The organism is Pseudomonas sp. PS01300 (genome assembly GCF_029960155.1).
Classification (GTDB): domain Bacteria; phylum Pseudomonadota; class Gammaproteobacteria; order Pseudomonadales; family Pseudomonadaceae; genus Aquipseudomonas; species Aquipseudomonas palmensis.
This window is the reverse complement of sequence record NZ_JASCPN010000079.1, coordinates 1-21,010: the sequence shown is the minus strand read 5'-3', so window position 1 is coordinate 21,010 and position 21,010 is coordinate 1. Positions and strand designations below refer to the sequence as shown.

The 21,010-nt window shown below is 66.4% G+C and carries 18 protein-coding genes and 1 tRNA gene; 9 read left to right on the top strand and 10 right to left on the bottom strand.

What is annotated here, in order from left to right; genetic code table 11:
• Positions 1-86: 86 nt before the first annotated feature.
• The 3 genes from mksF to mksB are packed head-to-tail and all read right to left on the bottom strand — an operon-like array spanning position 87 to position 4,886.
• Positions 87-2,921, bottom strand: coding sequence for an Mks condensin complex protein MksF (gene mksF, locus QMX96_RS24310; protein WP_054916262.1), 2,835 nt, complete (start codon positions 2,919-2,921; stop codon positions 87-89).
• On the bottom strand, positions 2,918-3,619 hold the full coding sequence (gene mksE / locus QMX96_RS24305; RefSeq protein ID WP_043859813.1) for an Mks condensin complex protein MksE: 702 nt from the start codon (positions 3,617-3,619) through the stop codon (positions 2,918-2,920). Before mksE ends, mksF begins: the two co-directional genes overlap by 4 nt.
• Positions 3,609-4,886 (bottom strand): Mks condensin complex protein MksB, encoded by a 1,278-nt coding sequence (mksB, locus tag QMX96_RS24300; protein WP_043859814.1) that lies wholly within the window; start codon positions 4,884-4,886, stop codon positions 3,609-3,611. The genes mksE and mksB overlap by 11 nt, the downstream gene beginning before the upstream one ends.
• A gap of 166 nt (positions 4,887-5,052) precedes the next feature.
• Between mksB and QMX96_RS24295 the strand changes: the two genes are divergently transcribed.
• Both QMX96_RS24295 and rimI read left to right on the top strand, forming a co-directional pair.
• Entirely contained in the window at positions 5,053-5,835 is a 783-nt protein-coding gene (locus tag QMX96_RS24295; RefSeq protein WP_282362600.1) for an energy transducer TonB, read from the top strand.
• Positions 5,828-6,283 carry a ribosomal protein S18-alanine N-acetyltransferase gene (gene rimI / locus QMX96_RS24290; protein ID WP_043859816.1) on the top strand — a complete coding sequence of 152 codons (456 nt, stop codon included), beginning with the start codon at positions 5,828-5,830 and terminating at the stop codon, positions 6,281-6,283. Before QMX96_RS24295 ends, rimI begins: the two co-directional genes overlap by 8 nt.
• A 4-nt stretch (positions 6,284-6,287) precedes the next feature.
• Here rimI and QMX96_RS24285 read toward each other — a convergent pair whose 3' ends face one another.
• On the bottom strand, positions 6,288-6,611 hold the full coding sequence (locus tag QMX96_RS24285; protein WP_054916260.1) for a hypothetical protein: 324 nt from the start codon (positions 6,609-6,611) through the stop codon (positions 6,288-6,290).
• Positions 6,612-6,729: 118 nt separating this feature from the next.
• Between QMX96_RS24285 and can the strand changes: the two genes are divergently transcribed.
• Positions 6,730-7,368, top strand: coding sequence for a carbonate dehydratase (gene can, locus QMX96_RS24280; protein WP_043859818.1), 639 nt, complete (start codon positions 6,730-6,732; stop codon positions 7,366-7,368).
• An 88-nt stretch (positions 7,369-7,456) separates the two neighbouring features.
• On the opposite strand, the gene QMX96_RS24275 is transcribed toward can, so the two are convergent.
• Complete coding sequence (locus QMX96_RS24275) at positions 7,457-8,581, bottom strand: hypothetical protein (RefSeq protein WP_282362599.1); 1,125 nt, start codon at positions 8,579-8,581, stop codon at positions 7,457-7,459.
• Between the two features lie 87 nt (positions 8,582-8,668).
• Between QMX96_RS24275 and QMX96_RS24270 the strand changes: the two genes are divergently transcribed.
• Positions 8,669-9,262, top strand: coding sequence for a D-Ala-D-Ala carboxypeptidase family metallohydrolase (locus QMX96_RS24270; RefSeq protein WP_104572259.1), 594 nt, complete (start codon positions 8,669-8,671; stop codon positions 9,260-9,262).
• A gap of 96 nt (positions 9,263-9,358) precedes the next feature.
• Positions 9,359-11,002 carry an AarF/UbiB family protein gene (locus QMX96_RS24265; RefSeq protein ID WP_078481778.1) on the top strand — a complete coding sequence of 548 codons (1,644 nt, stop codon included), beginning with the start codon at positions 9,359-9,361 and terminating at the stop codon, positions 11,000-11,002.
• Here the strand turns inward: QMX96_RS24265 and QMX96_RS24260 are convergent.
• Positions 10,989-11,837: a LysR substrate-binding domain-containing protein gene (locus tag QMX96_RS24260; RefSeq protein ID WP_043859822.1), complete on the bottom strand. Its 849-nt coding sequence runs from the start codon at positions 11,835-11,837 to the stop codon at positions 10,989-10,991. The genes QMX96_RS24265 and QMX96_RS24260 overlap by 14 nt on opposite strands.
• 116 nt (positions 11,838-11,953) lie before the next feature.
• Between QMX96_RS24260 and QMX96_RS24255 the strand changes: the two genes are divergently transcribed.
• From QMX96_RS24255 to QMX96_RS24240, 4 genes are all read left to right on the top strand, one after another.
• Complete coding sequence (locus QMX96_RS24255) at positions 11,954-12,571, top strand: LysE family translocator (RefSeq protein WP_078481780.1); 618 nt, start codon at positions 11,954-11,956, stop codon at positions 12,569-12,571.
• Between the two features lie 112 nt (positions 12,572-12,683).
• Positions 12,684-13,199, top strand: a complete 516-nt coding sequence (locus QMX96_RS24250) for a sigma-70 family RNA polymerase sigma factor (RefSeq protein ID WP_043864306.1) — start codon at positions 12,684-12,686, stop codon at positions 13,197-13,199.
• Positions 13,196-14,137 carry a FecR family protein gene (locus QMX96_RS24245; protein ID WP_052504321.1) on the top strand — a complete coding sequence of 314 codons (942 nt, stop codon included), beginning with the start codon at positions 13,196-13,198 and terminating at the stop codon, positions 14,135-14,137. The genes QMX96_RS24250 and QMX96_RS24245 overlap by 4 nt, the downstream gene beginning before the upstream one ends.
• Positions 14,138-14,213: 76 nt before the next feature.
• On the top strand, positions 14,214-16,670 hold the full coding sequence (locus QMX96_RS24240) for a TonB-dependent receptor (protein ID WP_282362598.1): 2,457 nt from the start codon (positions 14,214-14,216) through the stop codon (positions 16,668-16,670).
• Positions 16,671-16,786: 116 nt separating this feature from the next.
• On the opposite strand, the gene QMX96_RS24235 is transcribed toward QMX96_RS24240, so the two are convergent.
• The 4 genes from QMX96_RS24235 to QMX96_RS24220 all read right to left on the bottom strand — a co-directional run bounded on the left by QMX96_RS24235 (position 16,787) and on the right by QMX96_RS24220 (position 20,908).
• Positions 16,787-16,863, bottom strand: a tRNA-Met gene (locus tag QMX96_RS24235).
• A gap of 92 nt (positions 16,864-16,955) precedes the next feature.
• Positions 16,956-19,367: a TonB-dependent receptor gene (locus QMX96_RS24230; RefSeq protein WP_282362597.1), complete on the bottom strand. Its 2,412-nt coding sequence runs from the start codon at positions 19,365-19,367 to the stop codon at positions 16,956-16,958.
• 96 nt (positions 19,368-19,463) lie between these two features.
• The gene (locus tag QMX96_RS24225) at positions 19,464-20,390 is read right to left on the bottom strand and encodes a FecR domain-containing protein (RefSeq protein ID WP_282362596.1); all 927 of its coding nucleotides are present in this window, start codon (positions 20,388-20,390) and stop codon (positions 19,464-19,466) included.
• Complete coding sequence (locus QMX96_RS24220) at positions 20,387-20,908, bottom strand: sigma-70 family RNA polymerase sigma factor (protein WP_054916253.1); 522 nt, start codon at positions 20,906-20,908, stop codon at positions 20,387-20,389. Before QMX96_RS24220 ends, QMX96_RS24225 begins: the two co-directional genes overlap by 4 nt.
• Positions 20,909-21,010 lie beyond the last annotated feature (102 nt).

Here is a 21,010-nt window from a genome sequence, read left to right as displayed (position 1 = left end):
GGTCAAGCCCGCTCCCACAGGTTCAATGGTGCCCTCTGTGGGAGCGGGCTTGACCCGCGATGGGGCCCAAAGGGCCCCCAAGGCCGTCAGATCGACGCCGGCTCAACCTCCACTTCCCGCACCTCGACCTTCACCTGATCGCGACGGCTGATGTACTTCCAGTCCGCCTCGTCGATGTAGATCCCGTTCGGCCCGCTACCGCCCTCCAGGTCGATTGCAACGTGCGCCGATACCTGCGGCTTCACGCTCGCCAGAATCGGCACGAAGCCCAACTGCAGGCTGGTCTCCAGCAATGCCGCCTGGTTGCGTTCGTCGATGTCGGCCGCCTCGTCCAGGTAGTACGGCAGGCGCACGCGCCCGGCCTGGTCGCGGTCCATCAGGTGCAGCAACAGGTACATGTTGGTCAGCGCCTTGATGGTCATGGTGGTGCCGTTGGAGGCCGCGCCATCGATGTCGGTATGGATGATCGGCTGGCCGCCCACCTTGGTGATCTCGAACGCCAGCTCGAACAGGTCCTTCAGGCCCAGCTGGTTGTGGTTGGCTGCCACCAGCCGCGCCAGGTACTCCTTGGCCTCTTCGTTCTTGTTGTCCTGCTCGGCGCTCTGGCTCAGGTCGAACACCGACAGGGTCTCGCCTTCCTCGTACTGGCCGGCACTGTGGATGATCTGGTCGATGTGCTTGAGCGCTTCCTTGTTCGGCGCCAGCACGATGCGAAAGCTCTGCAGGTTGGATACCTGGCGCTTGTTGATCTCGCGGTTGAACAGTGCCAGCTGGTGCTCGAGGCTGTCGTAGTCGCTGCGGATGTTGCGCAGGGTACGCGCGATGTCGGTCACCGCCGCGCGCCGCGCCTTGCCCAGGGTCAGGGCTTCGTCGGTACGGTGCGCATAGGCGTTGATCAGCAGCTGCAGGCGGCGCTCCATGTCGTCTTCGCTGTCGAACTTGGCCACGCCCTTGAGGCGTACCTGGGCGTACAGCGCCTCGATCTGGCCATCCACCCGCAGCAGGCCCTGCCAGCTGTCCTGGTAGTCGTTGAGCAGCGGCAGCAGGTTGTCCATGGAGTCGTCGACCGGGTCCATGAACGGCGTGCCGAACGGCAGGTCGGCCGGCAGCAGCTGGCGACGGCGCAGGGCGTCGTCGAGGGTGCGCTGCTTGGCCTCCATGTCGGCGATCTGGCGACCGACCAGTTGCAGCTTGGCCGACAGTTGCTGCACGCGCTCGGTGAACGCGTCGCTGGAGCGCTTGAGCTCGTCCTGGGCCGCCTCCATCTGCGCCAGCTGCTCCAGCTTGTCGCCTTCCTCGGCCGACAGGGTCTGGGTACGGCGGTAGTCTTCCAGGGCCTTTTGCGCATCCAGCACCTGCTGGTACAGCGCTTCGGTCTGGGTCTTGCTCGCGGCGCGGTCGGCGGCCACGGCCTGCTGGGTCTTGAGCTGCTTGAGCTCTTTTTCCAGGCGCTCCTTCTGGTCGCGCAGCGCGGCGCGGTCGGCCAGGGCCTGCAAGGCCGGCGGCTCGATATGGCTGAGGTCGATGGACAGCCCCGGCGCCTCGAAGCGCTCGCCCTTGAAGCCGTCGAGTACCGCTTCCAGAGACTTGACCCACACGTCGCTGTCATCCAGCTCGATGCCGCGCTCGCCCAGCGGCAGGCTGAACAGCGCCCCGTTGAACAGGCGCATCAGGCGCTCGACGTCCTGCTGCGAGAACTCTTCGCGCAGGCGTGCATAGCTGTTGTTGTCGGCATGGTCGAGCTGCTGCTTGACCGACTTCAGGCGTTTCTCCAGGTCGCGCAGGCGCTCTTCCAGGTCCTCGGCGCTGAACTGGCGCGACTGCGCCAGGGCACCGGCCAGTTCGTCGTGGGCGTCCTTGGCGGCCAGCAGCTGCTGCTCCAGCACCTTGACGTCATCCACCAGTGCGAAGCGGTGCTTGAGCACCGACAGTTCGCCCAGCCAGCGCTGGATACCGGTCATTTCGCGTTCCAGGCGCATCAGCTCCTGGGTGCCGCCGCGCTGGTTGTTCTGCAGCGCGTCCTGCTCGTGGCTGTAGTGCTCGGCCTGCAGCACCAGTTCTTCCTTGCGTGCGCCGGCGTAGTCCTGCCAGGTGCCGAGCAACTGGTCGAGCAGCGGTGACAGGCGGTGCAGCTTGCCGCGCAGGATGTCGCGCTGGGCCACGCCATTGGCCAGGGCCTCGACCAGCGGGCCGGCGGCTACCAGCGAGTTGTAGTCCTGTTCCATGCGCCGCACGTCGCGGAAGGCTTCTTCGCAGGCGGCGATGTAGTCGACGCTGCCCGAGCGCAGGCTGTGCTCGAACGCATCGAGGAACAGCTGCTTGAGCTTGGCCGCGGTAATCTCGCGCATGTGCAGCAGGTTGATGAACAGGGCGCGGAAGGTCTTCAGGCTCTGCTCGCTGGTGGAGCGCAGCGGAATCAGGGTCAGGTCCAGCGGCACCGAGGTGTGCCCGCCCACCAGCAGCCGGCGCAGTTCGTCGGGCTTGAGCTCGTAGGCTTTCAGGCCGTTGCGCTCCAGGTTGGTGAACAGCTCCTTCTGGCGCAGGCAGGTGTCGTTCTTCTGGTAGTGGCCCAGGTCCAGCTCGCCGGCATAGGCGAAGAACTGGTGGCCGAAGCCGCCGCCAGGGCCGCGCCCGACCACGCCGATCACGTGCGGGCCGTGGGGCAGGTTGACCTCGCAGAGGATGTAGCTGGTGTCGCTGGCGAAGTAGAAGCGGCGTGACTGCTCCAGGCTGTACTTGCCGAAGCTCATGTCCGACATGCGCGCCAGGATCGGGAACTGCAGGGCGTTGATCGACGCACTCTTGCCCAGGTTGTTGGCGCCGTACACCGACAGCGGGTGCTCCAGCGGGAACAGGCCCAGGCTGTAGCCGGCGGTGTTGAGCAATGCAAAGCGGCGAATGCCGTAGCGGTCCTGGCTCATGCGTCAATCTCCTGTTGCTCTTGGGCAATGGCACGGGCCAAGGCGTCTTCTTCGCTTTCCTCGAACGGGCTCAGGTCGAGCGGGTCGTCGGTCCTGTTCAGCTCTTCAGGGGTTTCTTCCACCACCAGCACCGGGGTCGGCAGCGGCAGGGCACTGTGCAGGCTGGCGGCCAGGTCGCGGTCCTGCTGCACCGACAGGCACACGTCGAGGAAGCGGTGCATCGGCGGCAGGAAGCGGTAGATGCCGTTGTCTTCGCTGGCAAAGCCGAGCTGGGTCATGCGGCGCATGATCTTCTCTTCCAGCTCGTCGGGGGTCTGCACCTCGGCCTGCAGGAACAGGTCGCGGTACTTTTCCAGCAGCGAGGGCAGCTCGTCGCGCCCCAGGCTGCCGCCGTCGAGCACCGACATCGGGTCGCGGCCCTGGTCGGCCAGGTGCTCCACCAGGATGAAGGTGAACAGCGACAGGCGCTGGGCGGTCTTGTTGACCTGGGCAGCAGCCAGTTCCGGCACGAAGTAGTAGAAGCCGCGGGTGTCGCACACCAGTTCGAAGCCCAGGGCCTTGAACAGGCCGCGGTACTGGTCCTGGAAGTTCGACAGCTGGGCGTACAGCTCCGGGTCGCGCCGGCTGATGTGGAAGCCCTTGAACAGCTCGCGGAAGATCGGTGCGAGCTGGGACAGTTCGGAAAGATCAAGATGCATGGGTAGGGCTCGCAGTAGGCTCGGGCGACGGTTCGCGGCTTGAAGTCAGGGCGAACGAGCGCAGGCTGACCAGGTGTTCCTGAGTGGTGTACTCGCGGCGCTCCAGGCGCGCGCGGGTAAAGCGTTTTTCCCGCGACAGGCGCGAGAACCAGTACAGCAGTTCGTCGGTGGCGCCTTCGGGCTCCTGCTCCAGCAGCCACACCATCAGGTCGGGCAGCGGCAGGGCGTCTTCGCAGCGCTCGAGCATTTCCTTGACCGTGCGCGGTGCACGCGGCGCGGCGCCCTTGTGGCTCTTGTGCGCCTTGGGGAACTGCGCCGGCTTGGCTTCGAAGCGGGCCAGGGCATACACGTAGGCCTCGACCTGGCTGGCGCTGCCGAGGAAGGTGCTCTGCGGGCGGGTGAACAGCGGCATGGCCGCCTGCGGCACGGCGTCGATGCCCTTGCGCCGGATCACCGACAGCGCCAGTGCGGCGCCACGGGTCACGGCGTTGTGCCGGCGTGCCTCTTCACGCAGCGGCAGCAGCAGCTCGCGGGCGTGGCGCAGGGTCAGCTGGGCGCTGGTCTGCATCTCGAGGATGCGCGCGTGGGTGCGCAGCAGCATGTCGTCATCGACCAGGTGGCCCAGTCGCGCCTGCTCGCCCAGCAGGCGCAGCAGCACGGTCTCGACCTTGCGCACGCCCTGTTCGAAGGCGCCGTCGGCGTTCACCAGCTGGATCATCGGCTCGACGTATTCGTCCCAGGTGGCCAGCACTTCGGCGTAGCGCTGGCGCAGCGGGATCTGCCGGTCGCTGGTCTTGGCCCGCTCGGCCACCGCCACCAGCGCCTGCTCGTCGTTGTCGAGTTTTTTCAGCACGTCACGCACGCGCATGTCGAGCAGACGCAGCTGGCGCGCCAGGTCGTTGCCGTCGCGGATGTCGAAGGCGTCCTGGATATGCCCGGCCAGTCGTTCGAGGTGGCGCAGGTAGGCTTCGATCTCCAGGCACAGGCCCAGGCGGTGCTCGCGCCGCAGGTAGGCCAGGAAGTCGTGGATCTGGGCGTTGAGCTCGAAGCGGTTCGGGCTCTTGGCCACCGGGACCAGGATGTCCAGGCGAATCCACACGTCCAGCAGGTTGGTGATGTCCTGGGGCGTACTGTCGAGCTGTTGTGCGGCCAGTTGCCCGCGCAGCTCGGCCAGGCTCAGGGTGCCCCCGTCGAAGCGCTCGCACAACGGCTCGAGCAGGGCCCAGTGTTCGGCTAGGGCGCGCAGGACGCGCTTGGGTTCGATCATTGGCGGGTCGACTCGCTGCCAAGTAAAAGCGCCGATTGTACTGCATCAGGGGGGGATCGATTCACCCCCTGATCGTTTGCCGGTGTTGTCGGGCGGTTTTGTGCCTGCAACGGCGGCGTAACGGCGGTAGAATGCTCGCCCCGACTTATCCACAGATGGCCGCCCTTTGCTTACCGAGTCCCGCCGCCGCGCCTACCTGAACGCCATGCAAGTGGTGCACTGGCTGCCGCGTGCCGAACTGCCGTTCGCCGCGCCATCGCGCCCCGAGCTGCTGCGGGTACCCGAACCGCTGGTCGAGGCGCCGGTGGTGCTGCCGGCAGTGGTGGCCAAGGCGTCTGCACCGGCTGCCAAGCCGGCCGAGCGGCCAAAAATCGAGATTCCGCGACCGACGGTCAGCGCCAAGCCGGCCAGCAAGCCGGTGCTCGATGCCGAAGAAACCGCCGCCGTGGTCAAGCCAGCGCTGGTACCGCCGCCCCGCTTTGCCTTGCAGTTGCTGCGTGCCGGCGATTGCCTGGTGCTGGTGGAGCTGGTCACCGGTCAGCCATTCCAGAGCCGCGACCCGTCCTACCTGCTGCTCAAGGACATGCTGCGCGCCGCCGGCCTGCCCGACAGCCCGCAGATCATCGGCGAGCCGGTACGCTGGCCGTTGCTGGTGCGCGGCACTCTCGACCAGGGCCCGCTGGCGGCGCGTGATTTTGTCCAGGGTTTCATCCAGGCCCGCCTTGAAGAGGCGCCCTGCAACTGTCTGTGGCTGGTCGGCCTGCCGGCGGTGCGCTTTGCCGGTGAAGCCGACGAGCAGGCGTACTACCGCGAATTGCCGGTGGAGGGCCTGGGCAACTGCTGGGCCTTGCCTGGCCTTGAACTGTTGATGGACGAGCCCGCCCGCAAGGCGCACGTCTGGCAAGCCATGCGCCGGCTGATGGCGCGCTGGAAACCACGCAATGAGTGACAACATCAGTTTTCGCCGCATGACCGAGGCGGATCTGGATGCCGTGCTGAAGATCGAATACGCCGCCTTCAGCCACCCGTGGACCCGGGGGATCTTTCTCGACGGGCTGAAGAACTACGAAATCTGGCTGATGTTCGAAGGCCAGCAGCAGGTGGGCCACGGCGTGATCAACGTGATCATCGACGAGGCGCACCTGCTCAACATCACCGTCAAGCCCGAAAGCCAGGGCCGTGGCCTGGGCCTGCGCCTGCTCGAAGAGCTGATGAAGCGCGCCTACGCCAGCAACGGCCGCGAGTGCTTCCTCGAAGTGCGCGCCAGCAACCAGTCGGCGTATCGCCTGTACGAGCGCTTCGGCTTCAACGAGATCGGCCGACGACGCGACTACTACCCGGTGGCGGGTGGCCGCGAAGATGCGCTGGTGATGGCCTGCACGCTGTTCGAAGAATAACCCTTCAGCGCTCGCGCTTGCCGTCCAGCGGGTCGCGGCGCGCCAGTTCGGCCTCGTCCAGGCCGTTGCCGCCGCCAATGTCATCTTCGTCGACTACGCTCAGGTCCCAGTCGGCCGGGTGGTCGCCGCCGACTTCATCGGCTGAGCGGGCGCCGTCTTCGGGGATCAGGGTTTCGGGCGTCAGGTCATCGTCGCTGGGGTCGTAGTGCGTGTCGGTCACCGGTGGGTCTTGATCGAAGTCCAGCGGCTGCACCGAGCCCATCTGGTCCTCAATGGTATCGATCGGTGCGGGTTCCGGGGCATGCGGCGGGCGATGTGATTCGGTCATGTCTATTCTCCTGCGGGTGGCCTGTAAGGGGTGGACCGGCCACTGGCGGGAAGATTCAAAGGCGTGACCCGAACGGGGTGGCGCCAGTCACACATGCGCATTCCCATGAGGCTTGACCATGCACGATCTACAAGAACTGATTGATAACAACGCGCGCTGGGCCGATGCGATCAAGCAGGAAGATCCGGACTTCTTCGCCAAGCTGGCGCGTCAGCAGACTCCGGAATTCCTCTGGATCGGCTGTTCGGATGCGCGGGTGCCGGCCAACGAGATCGTCGGCATGCTGCCGGGCGACCTGTTCGTGCACCGCAACGTGGCGAACGTGGTGCTGCACACCGACCTCAACTGCCTGTCGGTGATCCAATACGCGGTGGACGTACTCAAGGTCAAGCACATCCTGGTGACCGGGCACTACGGTTGCGGCGGCGTGCGGGCCTCGATGCAGGATCGTCAGCTGGGCCTGATCGACGGCTGGCTTCGGGCGATTCGCGACGTGTACTACGAGCATCGTGTGGAATTGTCCAAGCTGGCGACCGAGGAAGAGCAGGTCGACCGCCTGTGCGAGCTGAACGTGATCCAGCAGGTGGCGAACGTGGGGCACACCAGCATCGTGCAGAACGCCTGGCATCGCGGGCAGAGCCTGTCGATCCATGGGTGCATCTACGGGATCAAGGATGGCCTGTGGAAAAGCCTGAACACCACCATCAGCGGGTTCGAGCAGCTGCCGCCGCAGTACCGGTTGCGTCCGCAGGACTGACCGCCCATTGGCTGTTGCAGGAGCCAGCCTGGCTGGCGAAGGCCGCTCTACCTGTCCGTGGTGCGGCCTTCGCCGGCAACGCCGGCTCCTACAGGTTGCGTAACGCCCGCGTCATAACCCCCGTATTGCACTTGGCATGGGCCTGCTCCGGCGTCATCTGGCGTACCGTGCGGAAAAACAGCCCGCAGGCCTGCTTCTTCTCCTTCACCTGCCATTTTTGCGTGCATGCCCCCAGCGTGGCACTTGCATCAGCCTTCGGGTTGCGCCCCATTCCCGCCTGCCAGCACGCCGCGCTCAAGTCCTGCCCCATCATCCGCAAACCGGCCGCATCGGCCTTGTCCGGGTCGTTGTCGTTGTTCTTCGGGTCGGCGGCGTACCAGATCGCGCTCGGGTGATTCGCGCCCAGCACCGGCACGTTGCGCCCAGGCACCGGGCTGATGCTCACCAGCCCCAGTACCTTCACCTCTGGCCCGTACTGCTGCTGCACCCAGCTGCGCACCGGCGCACCGAACGCCACCATCGGCAGGCTGGCGCCGTCAGTGGCCGCGGTCATGTCCCTGACCATGCGCACCTGGTAGTCGGTGAAATACCCGTACACCCCTTCTAGGTCCTTGCCGGCACTGGCTGGCGCGGCAATCGGCGCGATGTCCACGATGGTCTGGTAGGCCGGGGTGTGTTGCGCCGGCACGCCGTTGAAGGTCAGCAGCTGGGCCCAGCGGTCGGTGGTGTTGGAGCGCAGGTAGTCCTGGGCCTGGGTCAGCGAGTAGTCCGGCGGAAAGTGCAGCAGCTCGATGCTGCGCCGGTTCTCCAGGGCCATGCCCAACGGCAGGAACAACGCCCAGTTGTACGCCCACTTGCCCTCGCGATTGAGCCGGTCGGCACCTGCATAGGCCAGTTCGCCGCTGTCGAGCAGGGCCTTGAGCGGGGCCGCGTAGGTGGTCGGTACGCCGCTGATGTCGGCATGCAGCTGGTCGTGCTCGCGACGCACCGTCACCGTGGCGGTCGGGTAGCCATCGCGCTGCACGCTCTGGGTCAGGTAGTGCTCCACGGTGCGCTCCAGCGACCAGTCGCGAAAGCAGATCACCCCGCAGTTGTTGGGGTAGGCGAATAGGCGGGTCACGCGCTGCGCATCGCCCAGCGGTACGCGGGCGTCGGCCAGCACGGCGCTGCTGGCGGCAAGGGCGATCAGGCCCAGGGCAAAAGGTGTACGCATGTTCAACTCCTTGTCGATGAACTCCCGATGTGCGGAAGGCTTGCCATACTGGGGTAGTTCTCAGGACGAGGGGAAGGGGGCAGGACCATGAAGGGGTATCCGGGCATTGCACTGTTCGCCGGGCTGTTGAGCGTGTTGCCGGCCCATGCCGACGAGCGCGACCTGTGGTCGTTCGCGCAGTGGACGGGCAGCCACGATACGCGCGCGTTTCGCGAAATGCTGGTGCAGGCGCGGCTGTATGGGGTAGTGCCGTTGTACCAGCTGCTGCGCTCGGCCAGCGACTGGCGTCTGTGCAACGCCGAGCCGTTCGCCGTGGCGCCGCCCGACCAGTGGCCGGCGGTACGCTCGACCCTGCAGTTGCTCAAGACCCTGGGCGAGCAGCAGCGCCTGAAAACCTACGAAGTGGTCTCGGCCTATCGCAACCCCACCCTCAACCGCTGCGCCGGTGGTGCCCGCGACAGTGCGCATACCCGCGCCTTCGCGGTCGACCTGCTGCTGCCGGCGTGGGCCGATCCGCGACCATTGTGCGAGTTCTGGCAGACCCAGGGCCAGGCCTGGAACATGGGGCTTGGCCGCTACCCGTCGGGGCGCATCCATATCGACACCGCCGGCTACCGCACCTGGGGCGGCGACCTAAGTGCCGACTCGTCGTTTTGCCCGCGCCTGGCGCCCAGCTCCTGAACAGCTCGGCGATGGCGGGGCGAGGAACTCCTGGGCCCCGCAAGGTACGGAAGTAGTTCACCCCCTGCACATCAACCCGCCCCGAGGAATCGCCCCATGCTCGAATCGACCTGGACTGCGCTCAAGCATCATCAGCGTGTGCGCGAGATTGTCGTGGTGCTGGCCAACTTCGGCGCCCAGGACGTGCTGTTCCGCCTGGGGCTGGGCAGGCTGCTGGGGGAGGCCGAAACGGTGGCCGGCCTGCCCGCCGACGAAGGCACCCCGCAACGCGTGCGGCGGGCGCTGGAGGCGCTGGGCCCGACCTTCGTCAAGCTCGGGCAGATCCTCTCCAGCCGCAGCGACATATTGCCGGCGGCATGGATCGACGAGTTGCAGGCCCTGCACAGCAGCGCCGCTACCTTGCCCTGGGCGCAGCTGCAGGCCCAGGTGCTCGAAGACCTGGGCGCCGAACTGGACCAGGTATTCGCCGAGTTCGACACCACCCCGCTGGCGGCGGCGTCCATGGCCCAGGTGTATCGGGCACGCCTGCTCGGGGGCGAGGAGGTGGTGGTCAAGGTTCAGCGTCCGGGGCTGCGGCGCAAGATGACCGCCGACCTGCAACTGCTCGAAAGCGTTGCGCAACTGGTCGAGCAAAACACCGCCCTGGCCGACTACCAGCCGCGCAAGATGGTGCGGCAACTGGCCCGGGCCATGCTCGAAGAGCTGGACTTCACCCAGGAAGGCAGCCACTGCGACGCGGTGGCGGCCAATTTCGCCAGCCAGCCGCACATCGTCATTCCGCGCATCTACTGGGCCCACAGCAGCGAGCGGCTGCTGGTGCAGCAGTACCTGCCCAGCCATACCCCGCTGGAGCGCGAGGCGCTGATCGAGCAGGGCCTGGACCCGAGCCTGCTAGCCAGCCGCGGCGCCGCCGCGTTCATCAAGATGCTGCTGGAGGACGGGCTGTTCCATGGCGACCCGCACCCGGGCAACCTCAAGGCCATGGACGACAACCGCGTGGGCTTCATCGACTTCGGCATGGTCGGGCGCCTTGGCGAGCGCCGTCGGCTGGAGGTGATGACGTTCATGCGCGCCCTGACAGAGGGCAACAGCGATGCACTGGTGACGGTGCTGGTGGACTGGAACGACGACGGCGTGCGCAACATGCCCGCCATCGAGCAGGCGGCCGGCGAGTACATGGCGCGTCACGGCGGCAAGGCGCTGAAGATGGGCGCGCTGATCGAGGATTTTCTGGGGCTGATGCGCGAATACCGCCTGCTGCTGCCGCCCGACCTGCTGGTGCTGTTCAAGGCCCTGGTGACCGCCGACGGCGTACTGACCCGGCTGGACCCGCAACTGGACCTGGTGGCCACCGCCAGACCGGCGATCAGGGCTCAGCTCAAGGCGCAGCTGAGCTGGAAGATTGCCAGGCGCCTGGGGCTCGATGGCCTGGAACTGGGACGCGGCCTGCTCGGCGAATTGCCGCAGCTGACGCGGCTGCTGGTGAACCGCTTCAAGCATGGTGTGCTGGAGATGCGCGTCGATGTGCCGGGGCTGGAGCGCCTGGAGCGTTCGTTGCGCCTGGCCTCGACGCGGCTGTCGCTGGCGTTGCTGATCAGTGCGCTGGTGATTGCCTTCGGCCCGCAGATCGCCGCTGCCGGGCCGGTGTGGCTGGGCTTGCCCGCCGTCAGCTGGCTGGCGGCGATCGCCACCCTGGGCGGCTTGCTGGCGTTTTTGCGCAGCCTGTTCAAGAGCCCGTGAGCCAGTCGGCAAAGCGCCGCTGCGCCGTGCCGGCAGCGAAGGGCTCGGGGCTCAGCAGGTAGTAGGCCGAACCGTCCTCGGTGAACCCGTAGGGTGCCACCAACTGCCCGCTGTCGAGCTCGTCCTGCACCATCATGCGCGAGGCCAGCGCCACGCCCAGCCCGGCCAGGGCTGCCTGGATGCACAGGTAGAAGTGTTCGTAGCCGGCGCGGCTGCTGCCCCTGGCCGACTGGCCGCTCAGGCGCAGCCAGTGCTTCCAGGCGTCGGGACGGGTGGCGCTGTGCAGCAGGCGGGTACCGGCAAAGCCCTTGTCGGGCAGTGCCAGGTCGGCGCGACACACCGGCCCTACTGCCTCGTTGCAGAGCTTGAGGCTGTGCAGGCTGGCATCCCAGTGGAAGTCGTCGCGGCGCAGCGCCAGGTCGATGCCGCTGCGGGCAAAGTCCACCGGCCCGCCGGCGGCCACCAGGTGCAACTGGATGTCCGGGTGCGCGGCATGGAAAGCCGGCAGCCGCGGGATCAGCCACTTCATCGCGATGGTCGGCTCGCATGACAGCACCAGCACGTTGTCGCGGGCCTGCTGCAGGCGTTGCACGCTGGCGTGCAACTGCTCGAACACCGACAGGGTGGTGTCGTGCAGGGCGCGCCCGGCCGGCGTGAGGAAAATGGCGCGGTTGCGCCGCTCGAACAACTGCACCCCCAGGGATTCTTCCAGCAGACGCACCTGACGGCTCACCGCACCGTGGGTGACGTTGAGCTGCTGAGCGGCGCGCACGAAGCTTTCGGTCTGGGCGGCGACGTCGAAATAGCGAAAGGCGGCGAGGGCGGGCAGTTTCATATGTGTGAGGAAAACTAGCGGATTTGCGCCACTATAAATCGCTTTTTTGCCGTGCTGAAGCTTTCGATAATGGCGCTGCGCAGAATCATCTGCGTCATTTCATGGAGTATCGGCGGGTGGGTGAATTGCTGGCGGTGGCCTTGATTACCGTATTGGCGGTGATCAGCCCGGGGGCGGACTTTGCCATGGTGACACGCAGCAGCTATGCGTTTGGCAGGCGCAGCGGATTGCTCGCCGCCCTGGGGATTGCCTGCGGCGTGCAGGTGCATGTGGTGTACACGGTGCTGGGGGTGGCAGTGCTGATCAGCCAGTCGCCGGGGCTGTTCATGGCCATGAAGGTGGTGGGGGCAGGGTACCTGATCTACCTGGGGTATCGGTCGCTGCGCACTCGTGCGCCGGTGGCCCTGGAGGGCGCGGCGGGGGTGACGGGGCGCGGTGCATGGGGGGCGTTCGCATCGGGCTTTCTGACCAATGCGCTGAACCCCAAGACCATGCTGTTCGTGGTCAGCGCGTACAGCCAGGTGGTGCAGCCGGGGGCCTCGCTGGGGCTCAACTTTGCCTATGGGGCGTTCATGTCGCTGGCGCATTGGGTGTGGTTCAGCCTGGTGGCGCTGTTCTTTTCGCGGGAGGCGTTGCGCCAGGCGATGCTGCGCCGCCAGCGCATGGTGGACCGGGTGATCGGGGTGGCGTTGATCGGCCTGGGGGTGGCGGTGGTGTTCGTGAATGTGCGCTGAGCGCCTGGCCGCTGCGCTGGCTAGCCAGCGAAAGGCGCACCACCGATCCCGCCATTGCATCTCCCACCAGCGGCGCCATAAGATATAACCATTCTCATTTAGTGCCGCCGACATGAAAGCCACCCCACCCGCCGACAGTCTCGCTTCGTTGTACAAGGGCTACCACGGCTGGCTGCTGGTGTGGCTGCGCCAACGCCTGGACTGCCCGCACAACGCTGCCGACACGGCCCAGGACACTTTCATGCGCCTGCTCAGCGCCGGCAGCTATGTGGCCCCGCGCGAGCCGCGGGCGTTCCTGGCTACCGTGGCGCGGCGTCTGCTGATCGACCGCGGGCGCCGGCAGAAGCTCGAACAGGCCTACCGCGAAGCGCTCGCCCGGCACGTCGAGTACCTCGACCAGGCACCTTCTCCCGAGCAGATGCTGGCCGCCCTCCAGGCCCTGGAGCACATCGCCCGCGCCCTCGACCTGATGAGCGTGCGTGCCCGCGAAGTGTTCATCCTGCGTCACCTCGAAGGGCTCAGCCATGCCGAGATCGCCGCACGCCTGAACGTCTCGACCAAGACGGTGCAGAACCACCTGGTGCAGGCCCTGCTGCACTGCCACGCTGCCACAGATCCTGCCCTGTGAACCTGCCTGCGGCCACCCTGCGCAAGGCTGCCGAATGGCTGGTGCGCCTGGACGACAGCGCCAGTGCCGGCGATCAGCAGGCCTTCGAGGCATGGCTGGCCAGCGACCCGCAGCACCTGGAGGCCGTGCGCCAGTTGCAGGGCAGCCTCGCGCCCCTGCGTGAACTGCCCCGTGCGCCGGCCCGCGCGGCGCTCAAGCGCATTGCGCCGCAACCCCGTGGCAAGCGCGCGCTCAAGGCGCTGGCAATCAGCCTGGGCCTGCTGCTGCCGGCCGGCCTGGTGCTGCAGCACTATCCACCGGCTTATCTGATGGCCGATATCCGTACCGGCAGCGGCCAGTGGACTACACAGCAATTGCCGGACGGCAGCCGCATCAGCCTGGATGGCCGGTCGGCGGTCGACCTGCAGTTCGACGCCCAATCGCGCACCCTGCGCCTGCTCAGCGGCGAGATCCTGCTGGATGTGGCCAAGGACGCCAGTCGCCCGTTCCGCGTGGTTACCGAACACGGCAGCATCCGTGCCCTGGGCACCCGCTTCATGGTCGAGCGCAGCGAGCACAGCACACGCCTGGCCATGCTCGAGTCGAGCACCGAGGTCAAGAGCGCCGGCAGCAGCCGCACGGTCAGCGCCGGCCAGCAGGTGCGCTTCGACGCCACTGGCATCCAGCCACTCCAGGCGGTCGACGCCGCCGGGCTGGAGCAGGCCTGGGCCAGCCACCAGATGATGGTCAAGGAGCAGCCGCTGGGCGAGGTGCTGGAGCGCCTGGCACGCAACCACGGCGGCTACCTGCTGTTCGATGCCAAGGCGCTGGCGCACCTGAACGTGACCGCCGTGTTGCCCGCCGACGACAGCGAGCGGGCGTTGCGCCTGCTGGCGCGCAGCTTCCCGATCCGGGTGCAGCACTACACCCCGTGGGTCACGCGAGTCACTCTTGAATAGAAATCCTTATCAAACGCTTCCAGTTCCCGTTACCTGTGCGTCCTTGTATTAGCCAATACATCGGAGAGTCGGGAACATGCCTTCACACAAGCCCCTCAAGCCCAGCCGCGCCCTGGCGCTGGCGGTTCATCTAGCCCTCGGCACGCTGCCGCTGCTGGCCCTGCAGCCGGCGCATGCGCAACAGCAGGTGCAGCGCTATGCCATCCCGGCCGGGGCGCTGGGCGACGTGCTGAGCCGTTATGCCCGCGAGTCGGGGGTGGCCATTTCGTTCAATGCCGGCCAGGTCGCCAACCTGTCCAGCGCCGGGCTGCAGGGCAACTATGCCCTGCAGGACGGCTTCGCCGCGCTGCTGTACGGCCACGGCCTGCAGGCCCAGGCCAGCAGCGACGGCTACGTGCTGGTGGCGCTGCCGGCGGCCAACGGCGCGGTGGAGCTGGGCGCCACCAGTATCAACGGGCAGGTGCTGGGGAGCACCACCGAGGGTACCGGCTCCTACACCACCGGGCCGATGCAGACGGCCACCAAGCTGCCCCTGAGCATCCGCGAAACCCCGCAGTCGGTGAGTGTGATCACCCGCCAGCGCATGGACGACCAGGACATGCAGAGCCTGGAAGATGTGCTCAAGAACACCCCCGGCATGTCCATGACCAAGGACGGCCCGCAGCGCCCGACCTTCTACGCCCGCGGCTTCACCGTCGAGAACCTGATGAACGACGGGCTCTCCAACGACCTGTCGCATTACCTCTCGCGGGACATGAACTCCACGCCCGACATGGCGATCTACGACCACGTCGAGGTGGTGCGCGGCGCCACCGGCCTGATGCAGGGCTCGGGCACGCCGTCGGCAGCGATCAACATGGTGCGCAAGCGCCCCACGGCCGACCCGCGCCTGAGCATCACCGGCAGTGCCGGCAGCTGGGACAACTACCGCACCGAGGTCGACGGCTCCGGCGCGCTCAACGACAGCGGCACCCTGCGCGGCCGGATGGTCACCGCCTACCAGACCCGCAACAGCTTCCAGGACGTGGCCGATACCGAGCGCTCGGTGTTCTATGCCATCGGCGAGGCCGACCTGAGCGACAACAGCACCTTCACCCTGGGGCTGTCGAACCAGAGCGTCAACAACACCTCCACCTGGGGCGGCCTGCCCACTGGCATCGACGGCAGCGACCTGCACCTTTCGCGCTCCACCTACCTGGGCAACGACTGGGAATACTGGGACCAGGACAACACCACCCTGTTCAGCCGCCTGGACTATCGCCTGGACAACGACTGGAAGCTGCTGCTGGCGGCCAGCCGCACCTGGTCGAAGCTCAAGATGCTCGGCAGCATGACCGAGCGCATGGGCGATGAGGGCGAGGTGTTCGGCCAGTACCTGGGGCAGTATCACTACGACGACGAGCAGAGCAGCTATGACGCCTATGCCACCGGGCCGTACCAGTTGCTGGGGCGTACACACGAACTGGTAGTCGGGGCCAGCCGCCGCGAGCTGACCTTCGAGGGCAAGGGCAACTACAGCGACGACCTGATCGGCATGAACATCCATGCCTGGGACCCCGGCAGCCTGCCCAAGCGTCGCCTGGACCTGAACTACTGGCACCAGGACCGCGAAACCTCGCAGACCGGCACCTACGTCACGTCGCGCTTCAACCTGGCCGACGACCTGAAGCTGATCGTGGGCGGGCGCCTGGACTGGTACGACAGCGAATCCCAGACCCGCAACGGCACGCGCCTGGGCAAGCCTGTCAACGTGAGCGTCACGCGCAACCTGACCCGCTACGCCGGGGTGATCTACGACCTGGATGCGCGCCATTCGGTGTACGTGAGCTACACCGACATCTTCAAGCCGCAGTCCGAGCAGGACGCCAGCGGCAGCGAACTCAAGCCCATCGAGGGCAAGAACTACGAGGTGGGGATCAAGGGCGAGTACTTCGACGGCGCATTGAATGCCAGTGCCGCGGTGTTTCGCATCGACCAGGAGAATCGCGCCAAGACCCTGGAGCGCTACCAGTGCTCCGACCTGGTGCCCAGCTGCTCCGAGGCGGCGGGCAAGCTGCGCAGCGAGGGTATCGAGCTGGAAGTGAACGGCACCGTGCTGCCGGGCTGGGAGCTGGGCGCGGGCTACACCTTCGCCCAGGTCAAGTACGTGAAGGACGGCGACCCGGCCAACGAGGGACGGCTGTTCGACACCGACATCCCGCGGCACGTATTCAAGGCGTTCACCACCTACCAGCTGCCGGGCGAGCTCGAGCGCTGGAAGGTCGGCGGCGGGGTGTACCGGCAGAATGCGATCTACAACAAGGGTGACAACTGGTACGCCACCGACAGCACCTACCGCATCGAGCAGGATGCCTACACCTTGGTCGACCTGATGCTCAGCTACAAGGCCTCCGAGCACCTGGACGTGCGCCTGAACGTGAACAACGTGTTCGACACCAGGTACTACCAGAGCATTGCCACCAACACGGTGTATGGCGGCAACTTCTACGGTGACCCCCGCAATGCGATGCTGACGTTGCGCTGGTCGCTCTGAAAGGATCAGGCCGGCTCCTGCGGGCGTGCAGGGTCCGGCCTTGCCGGCGAAGCGGCCGGCACTTTTCTTCAGACATGAAAAAAGGGCCTACCTTTCGGTAAGCCCTTTTTAGTACTTGGTGGCTACACAGGGACTTGAACCCCGGACCCCAGCATTATGAATGCTATGCTCTAACCAACTGAGCTATGTAGCCAAGTGGCGCGCATTATTCGCTCGAAACGATGTTGTGTCAACACCCAATTTCAAAAAATTTAACGCCCGATCAACCGCTTAGCCAAAAACCCCTCAGAACCTGTAGGTGAAGTTGGTCATCACGTTGCGTGGTGCGCCGTAGGTGCCGTACAGGCCGGCCATGCTGTAGTACTCGCGGTCGAACAGGTTGTTCAGGTTCACCGAGGCTTCCAGGTGCTCGTTGATGTCGTAGCGCGCCATCAGGTTGGCGATGGCATAGCTGCCCTGGGTGAAGGTGTGCAGGTCGTTGCCCACCTTGCTCTGCCAGTTCACGCCACCGCCCACGGTCACCTTGTCCAGCACCCCGGGCAGGCGATAGCTGGTGAAGGTCTTGAGGCTGTGACGCGGCAGCACGGTGTTGATGCGCTCGTCCTGGTTGTCGGTGGTCAGGGTATAGGCATACCCCGCCGACGCCTGCCAACCCTCGGCCAGTTCGCCGTTGATCTCCATCTCTATGCCTTTGGAGGTGGTGTCCTGCTTGGCCTCGTACACGTTGTCGTGCTGCCAGATCGCCAGGTTGTCCTGTTCGAGCTTGAACACCGCCACGCTGGAGTTCAGCTTGCCGTCGAAGTGACTGCCCTTGATGCCCATCTCGTAGCCGATGCCCTGCATCGGGTCGATGGGCTTGAATTGCGCGTCCTGCACCCACGACCCCTGCGGGTTGAAGATCTTGGTGTAGCTGGCATACAGCGACCAGGTGTCGTTCAGGTCGTACACCACCCCGGCATAGGGGATGAACACGCCGGTTTCCTTGCGGTCGGTGTTGCTGCTGGCCGCGCCATAGGGGCGGTCCTCGGTCTTGCGCTCCCAGTCGATCAGGCGGCTGCCCAGGATCAGGTTCAGGTCGTCGTTCAGGTGCAGGCGGGTGGTGAGGTAGGCGGCGTACTGGTTTTCTTCCTGTGACGACTTGCCGCTTTCGGTAAACGCCGGCTTGGGCTGCTTGCCGTCCCAGTCGAAGATGTTGTCGATCGACGCACCCGGGGTGGCGTTGTAGTCGTAGCGCCAGCCGCCCCACTCGGGCACGCTCTGGCTGAACTGCGACAGGGTCACGCCGCCGATCAGTTCGTGCTCGCGCTCGAACAGGCTGAACGGGCCGGTCACGTAAAGGTCCAGGTTGTCCTGGCGCGGGGTGCCCGAGAAGCGCACCGGCAGCTGGCTCATGCCGCTGCCGTTCGGGTTCAGATCGCCCATGACGAAGCCGAACAGCTCATCGAACTTGTTTTCCGAGTGGCTGTACTCGAGCTTGCCGCTCCAGCCGTTGCCCAGTTGCTGCTCCACCGAGGCGAAGTAGCTGGTCTGTTCGTGGTCGTTGTACGACCAGGTGGGTGCGCTGTTGATCGAGCGGCTGAGGTTGCTGCGCTCACCGTTGCTGAACCGGGTGGGCAGGCCGCTGCGCAGCGGCGAGTCGACGTCGGTGCGCAGGTAGCTCAAGCCCAGGGTCAGCAGGGTGTCTTCGCTCAGGTCGAATTCGGTGATGCCGTACAGCAGCTGGGTGTCCTGCTTGTAGCGGTCGACCCAGGCCTTTTCGGTCTTGTAGTCGGCCACCAGGCGGCCGCGCACGTTGCCGCTTTCGGTCAGCGGGCCGGACACGTCGAAGCCGCTGCCGTAGCGGTCCCAGGTGCCGGCCGAGCCGGTGATGCTGGCCTGGCCCTCGTAGGTGGGGCGCTTGCGGATCAGGTTGATGGTCGCCGACGGGCTGCCCATGCCGCTGATCAGGCCGCTGGCGCCGCGCACGATCTCCACCCGGTCGTACATCGCCATGCTCTGGGTGTAGTTGTCCATGCGCGTGGTGGTAGGCACGCCGTCCACTTCGTAGTTCTGGATCACGAAGCCGCGCGAATAGTAGCTGTCGCTCTCGGCGCCCAGGCCGTCACGGGTGACGATGATGCCCGGGGTGGCTTCCAGGGTATCGGTCAGGGTGCTCAGGCGCTGGTCGTCCAGGCGCTGGCGGGTCATCACGGTCAGCGCCTGCGGGGTTTCCCTGGGCGTGAGGTTCAGGCGCGTCGAACTGCTGGAGGAGTAGGTGGTGTACAGCCCGGTGCCTTCGGTGGTCGAGCCTGGCGCCTTGCCCGAAATGCTCACGGCATCCAGTTGCAGGCCGCTGCCCAGATCCACCGGCAGCTCGATCAGGAAGCTGTTGGGGTTGGGCTGGCTCAGCCGTGCGCTGCTGCCGGTGAGGGTGCGCAGCGCCTGTTCGGCGGTGTACTGGCCCTGCACCTCGGGGGACACGATGCCCGCTACCTGGTTGGCGTCATAGATCACCTGGTAGCCGCTTTGCGCGCTGAACAGCTCGATGGCATCGACCAGCGACTGCGTCGAGATATGGAAATCGATGCGTTGCGTTTGGGCCTGAGTGGCCTCGGCGGCCTGCACGGCGGCGCCTGGCAGCAACGCCAGCAGGCTGGCGGCCAGAATCGCGCTGGCCAAGGGTCGACGGGTGAATGCGACGTCACGTGGGTACTGCATGGTTCCTCCCCCAAGAAGGTGCAAATGGTAATGCTTCTTATGTTGGGGGTGTGACGCAGCAGAAACGGGAATTACCGCGCCGTCGGCAAAATATTTTCAGCGCACGATCAGCCAGTGCCCCAACACGGCATCGGCACGCAGTTTCTGGCTGCTGAGCAGGGCATCGAGGGCGCTGTCGGCCTGGTCCAGGTTGAAGCTGCCGCTGACCCGTCGCTGGCCGGCGGCCTCGTTGAGCAGCACCAGGCGGGTGCCCTTGTAGGTGGCCAGCTGTTCGAGCACCTGCTGCAACGGCACATCGCGCACCCGCAGCTGACCGTCGCGCCAGGCCAGCAGGCGTTCGGCATCCACCGTCTGCGGCGCATCGAGCCGTTCGCCGTGCAGGGTCAGGCGCTGGCCGGGGCTCAGGCGCTGGCGCTGGCTGGCGGTGCTGACCTCGACGCTGCCGCTGAGCAGCACCACGTCATCGTGCTCGCCACGGCTGACCGAAAAGCGCGTGCCCAGCACCTGCACCCGGGCCTGGTCGACCTCCACCACGAAGGGCCTGCCGTCGTGCACCACGTCGGCGAACACCCGGCCCTGGCGCAGGCGCACGGTGCGGGTGTCGCCGTCGAGGTCGATGTCCACCGCGCTGGCGCTGTCCAGGCGCAGGCGCGAACCGTCGGCCAGTTGCACCTCGCGGCGCTCGCCGGCGGCGGTGGCGTAGTCGCTGCCCAGGGTGTGCAGCGAGGGCACCAGCAACCAGCTCAGGCCGGCGCCCAGCAGCAGGCTGGCGGCGGCCGCATACAGCGGCCAACGGCTTTTCTTGGCGCGGTGCCGGTCGGCCTTGCGCACCCGGTGGGCGGGCAGCTCCAGGGTCTGCCAGAGCCGTTCGACGGCGGCCAGCGCGGCGGCGTTCTGTGCGTCGTGCACCCAGGCGTCGAAGGCGTCGCGTTCAGTGGGCGTGAGGTCATCGGCACGGCGCCGGGTAAACCAGTGCAAGGCCTGCTGTTCGCGTTCAGCGCTGGGGGAGTGATCGGGCGTCATTCGGCTTCGTTCGGCTGGCGCGCGTGCAGGGCGGCGGCCGCGCAGTGGCTCAGGGCTTTGTTCAGGTGGCGCTCCACGGCGCGGGGCTCCAGGCCCAGGCGTGCGGCGATGTCCTTGTAGCTCATTTGCTCGACCCGGGCCAGCAGAAACACCTCGCGGGTGGGCGAGGGCAGGCCGTCGATCAGGCGCTCCAGATGGTCGAGGGTATTGCCGGCCACGGCGCTGCGCTCGGGGCTGGTGTCGGTGAGCAACTGGTCGAGGGCCTGCTCGTCGCTGACCCCGCGCACCTGGTTGCGGCGCGCGTGGTCGATGCTCAGGTTGCTGGCGATGCGGTAGAGGAAGGCGCGCAGGTTGCCGACCTCGCTGCGCTCGCTGTGCATCAGGCGCACGAAGGCGTCCTGCAAGAGGTCGCGCGCGGTCTCCCGGCAGCGCACCCGACGGGTGAGAAAGGCCAGCAGCTCGTTGCGGTGACGCTGGTAGAGCAGCGTCAGGCTTCGGTCTTCCTGATTGTCGGGCATGGAGTGGTCGGGGCTCGCTATGGGTGTGGGAGCGGGCTTGACCCGCGATGCAGTCACCGCGCATGTGCCTGGCTCCGCGGCGATGCAATCGCGGGTCAAGCC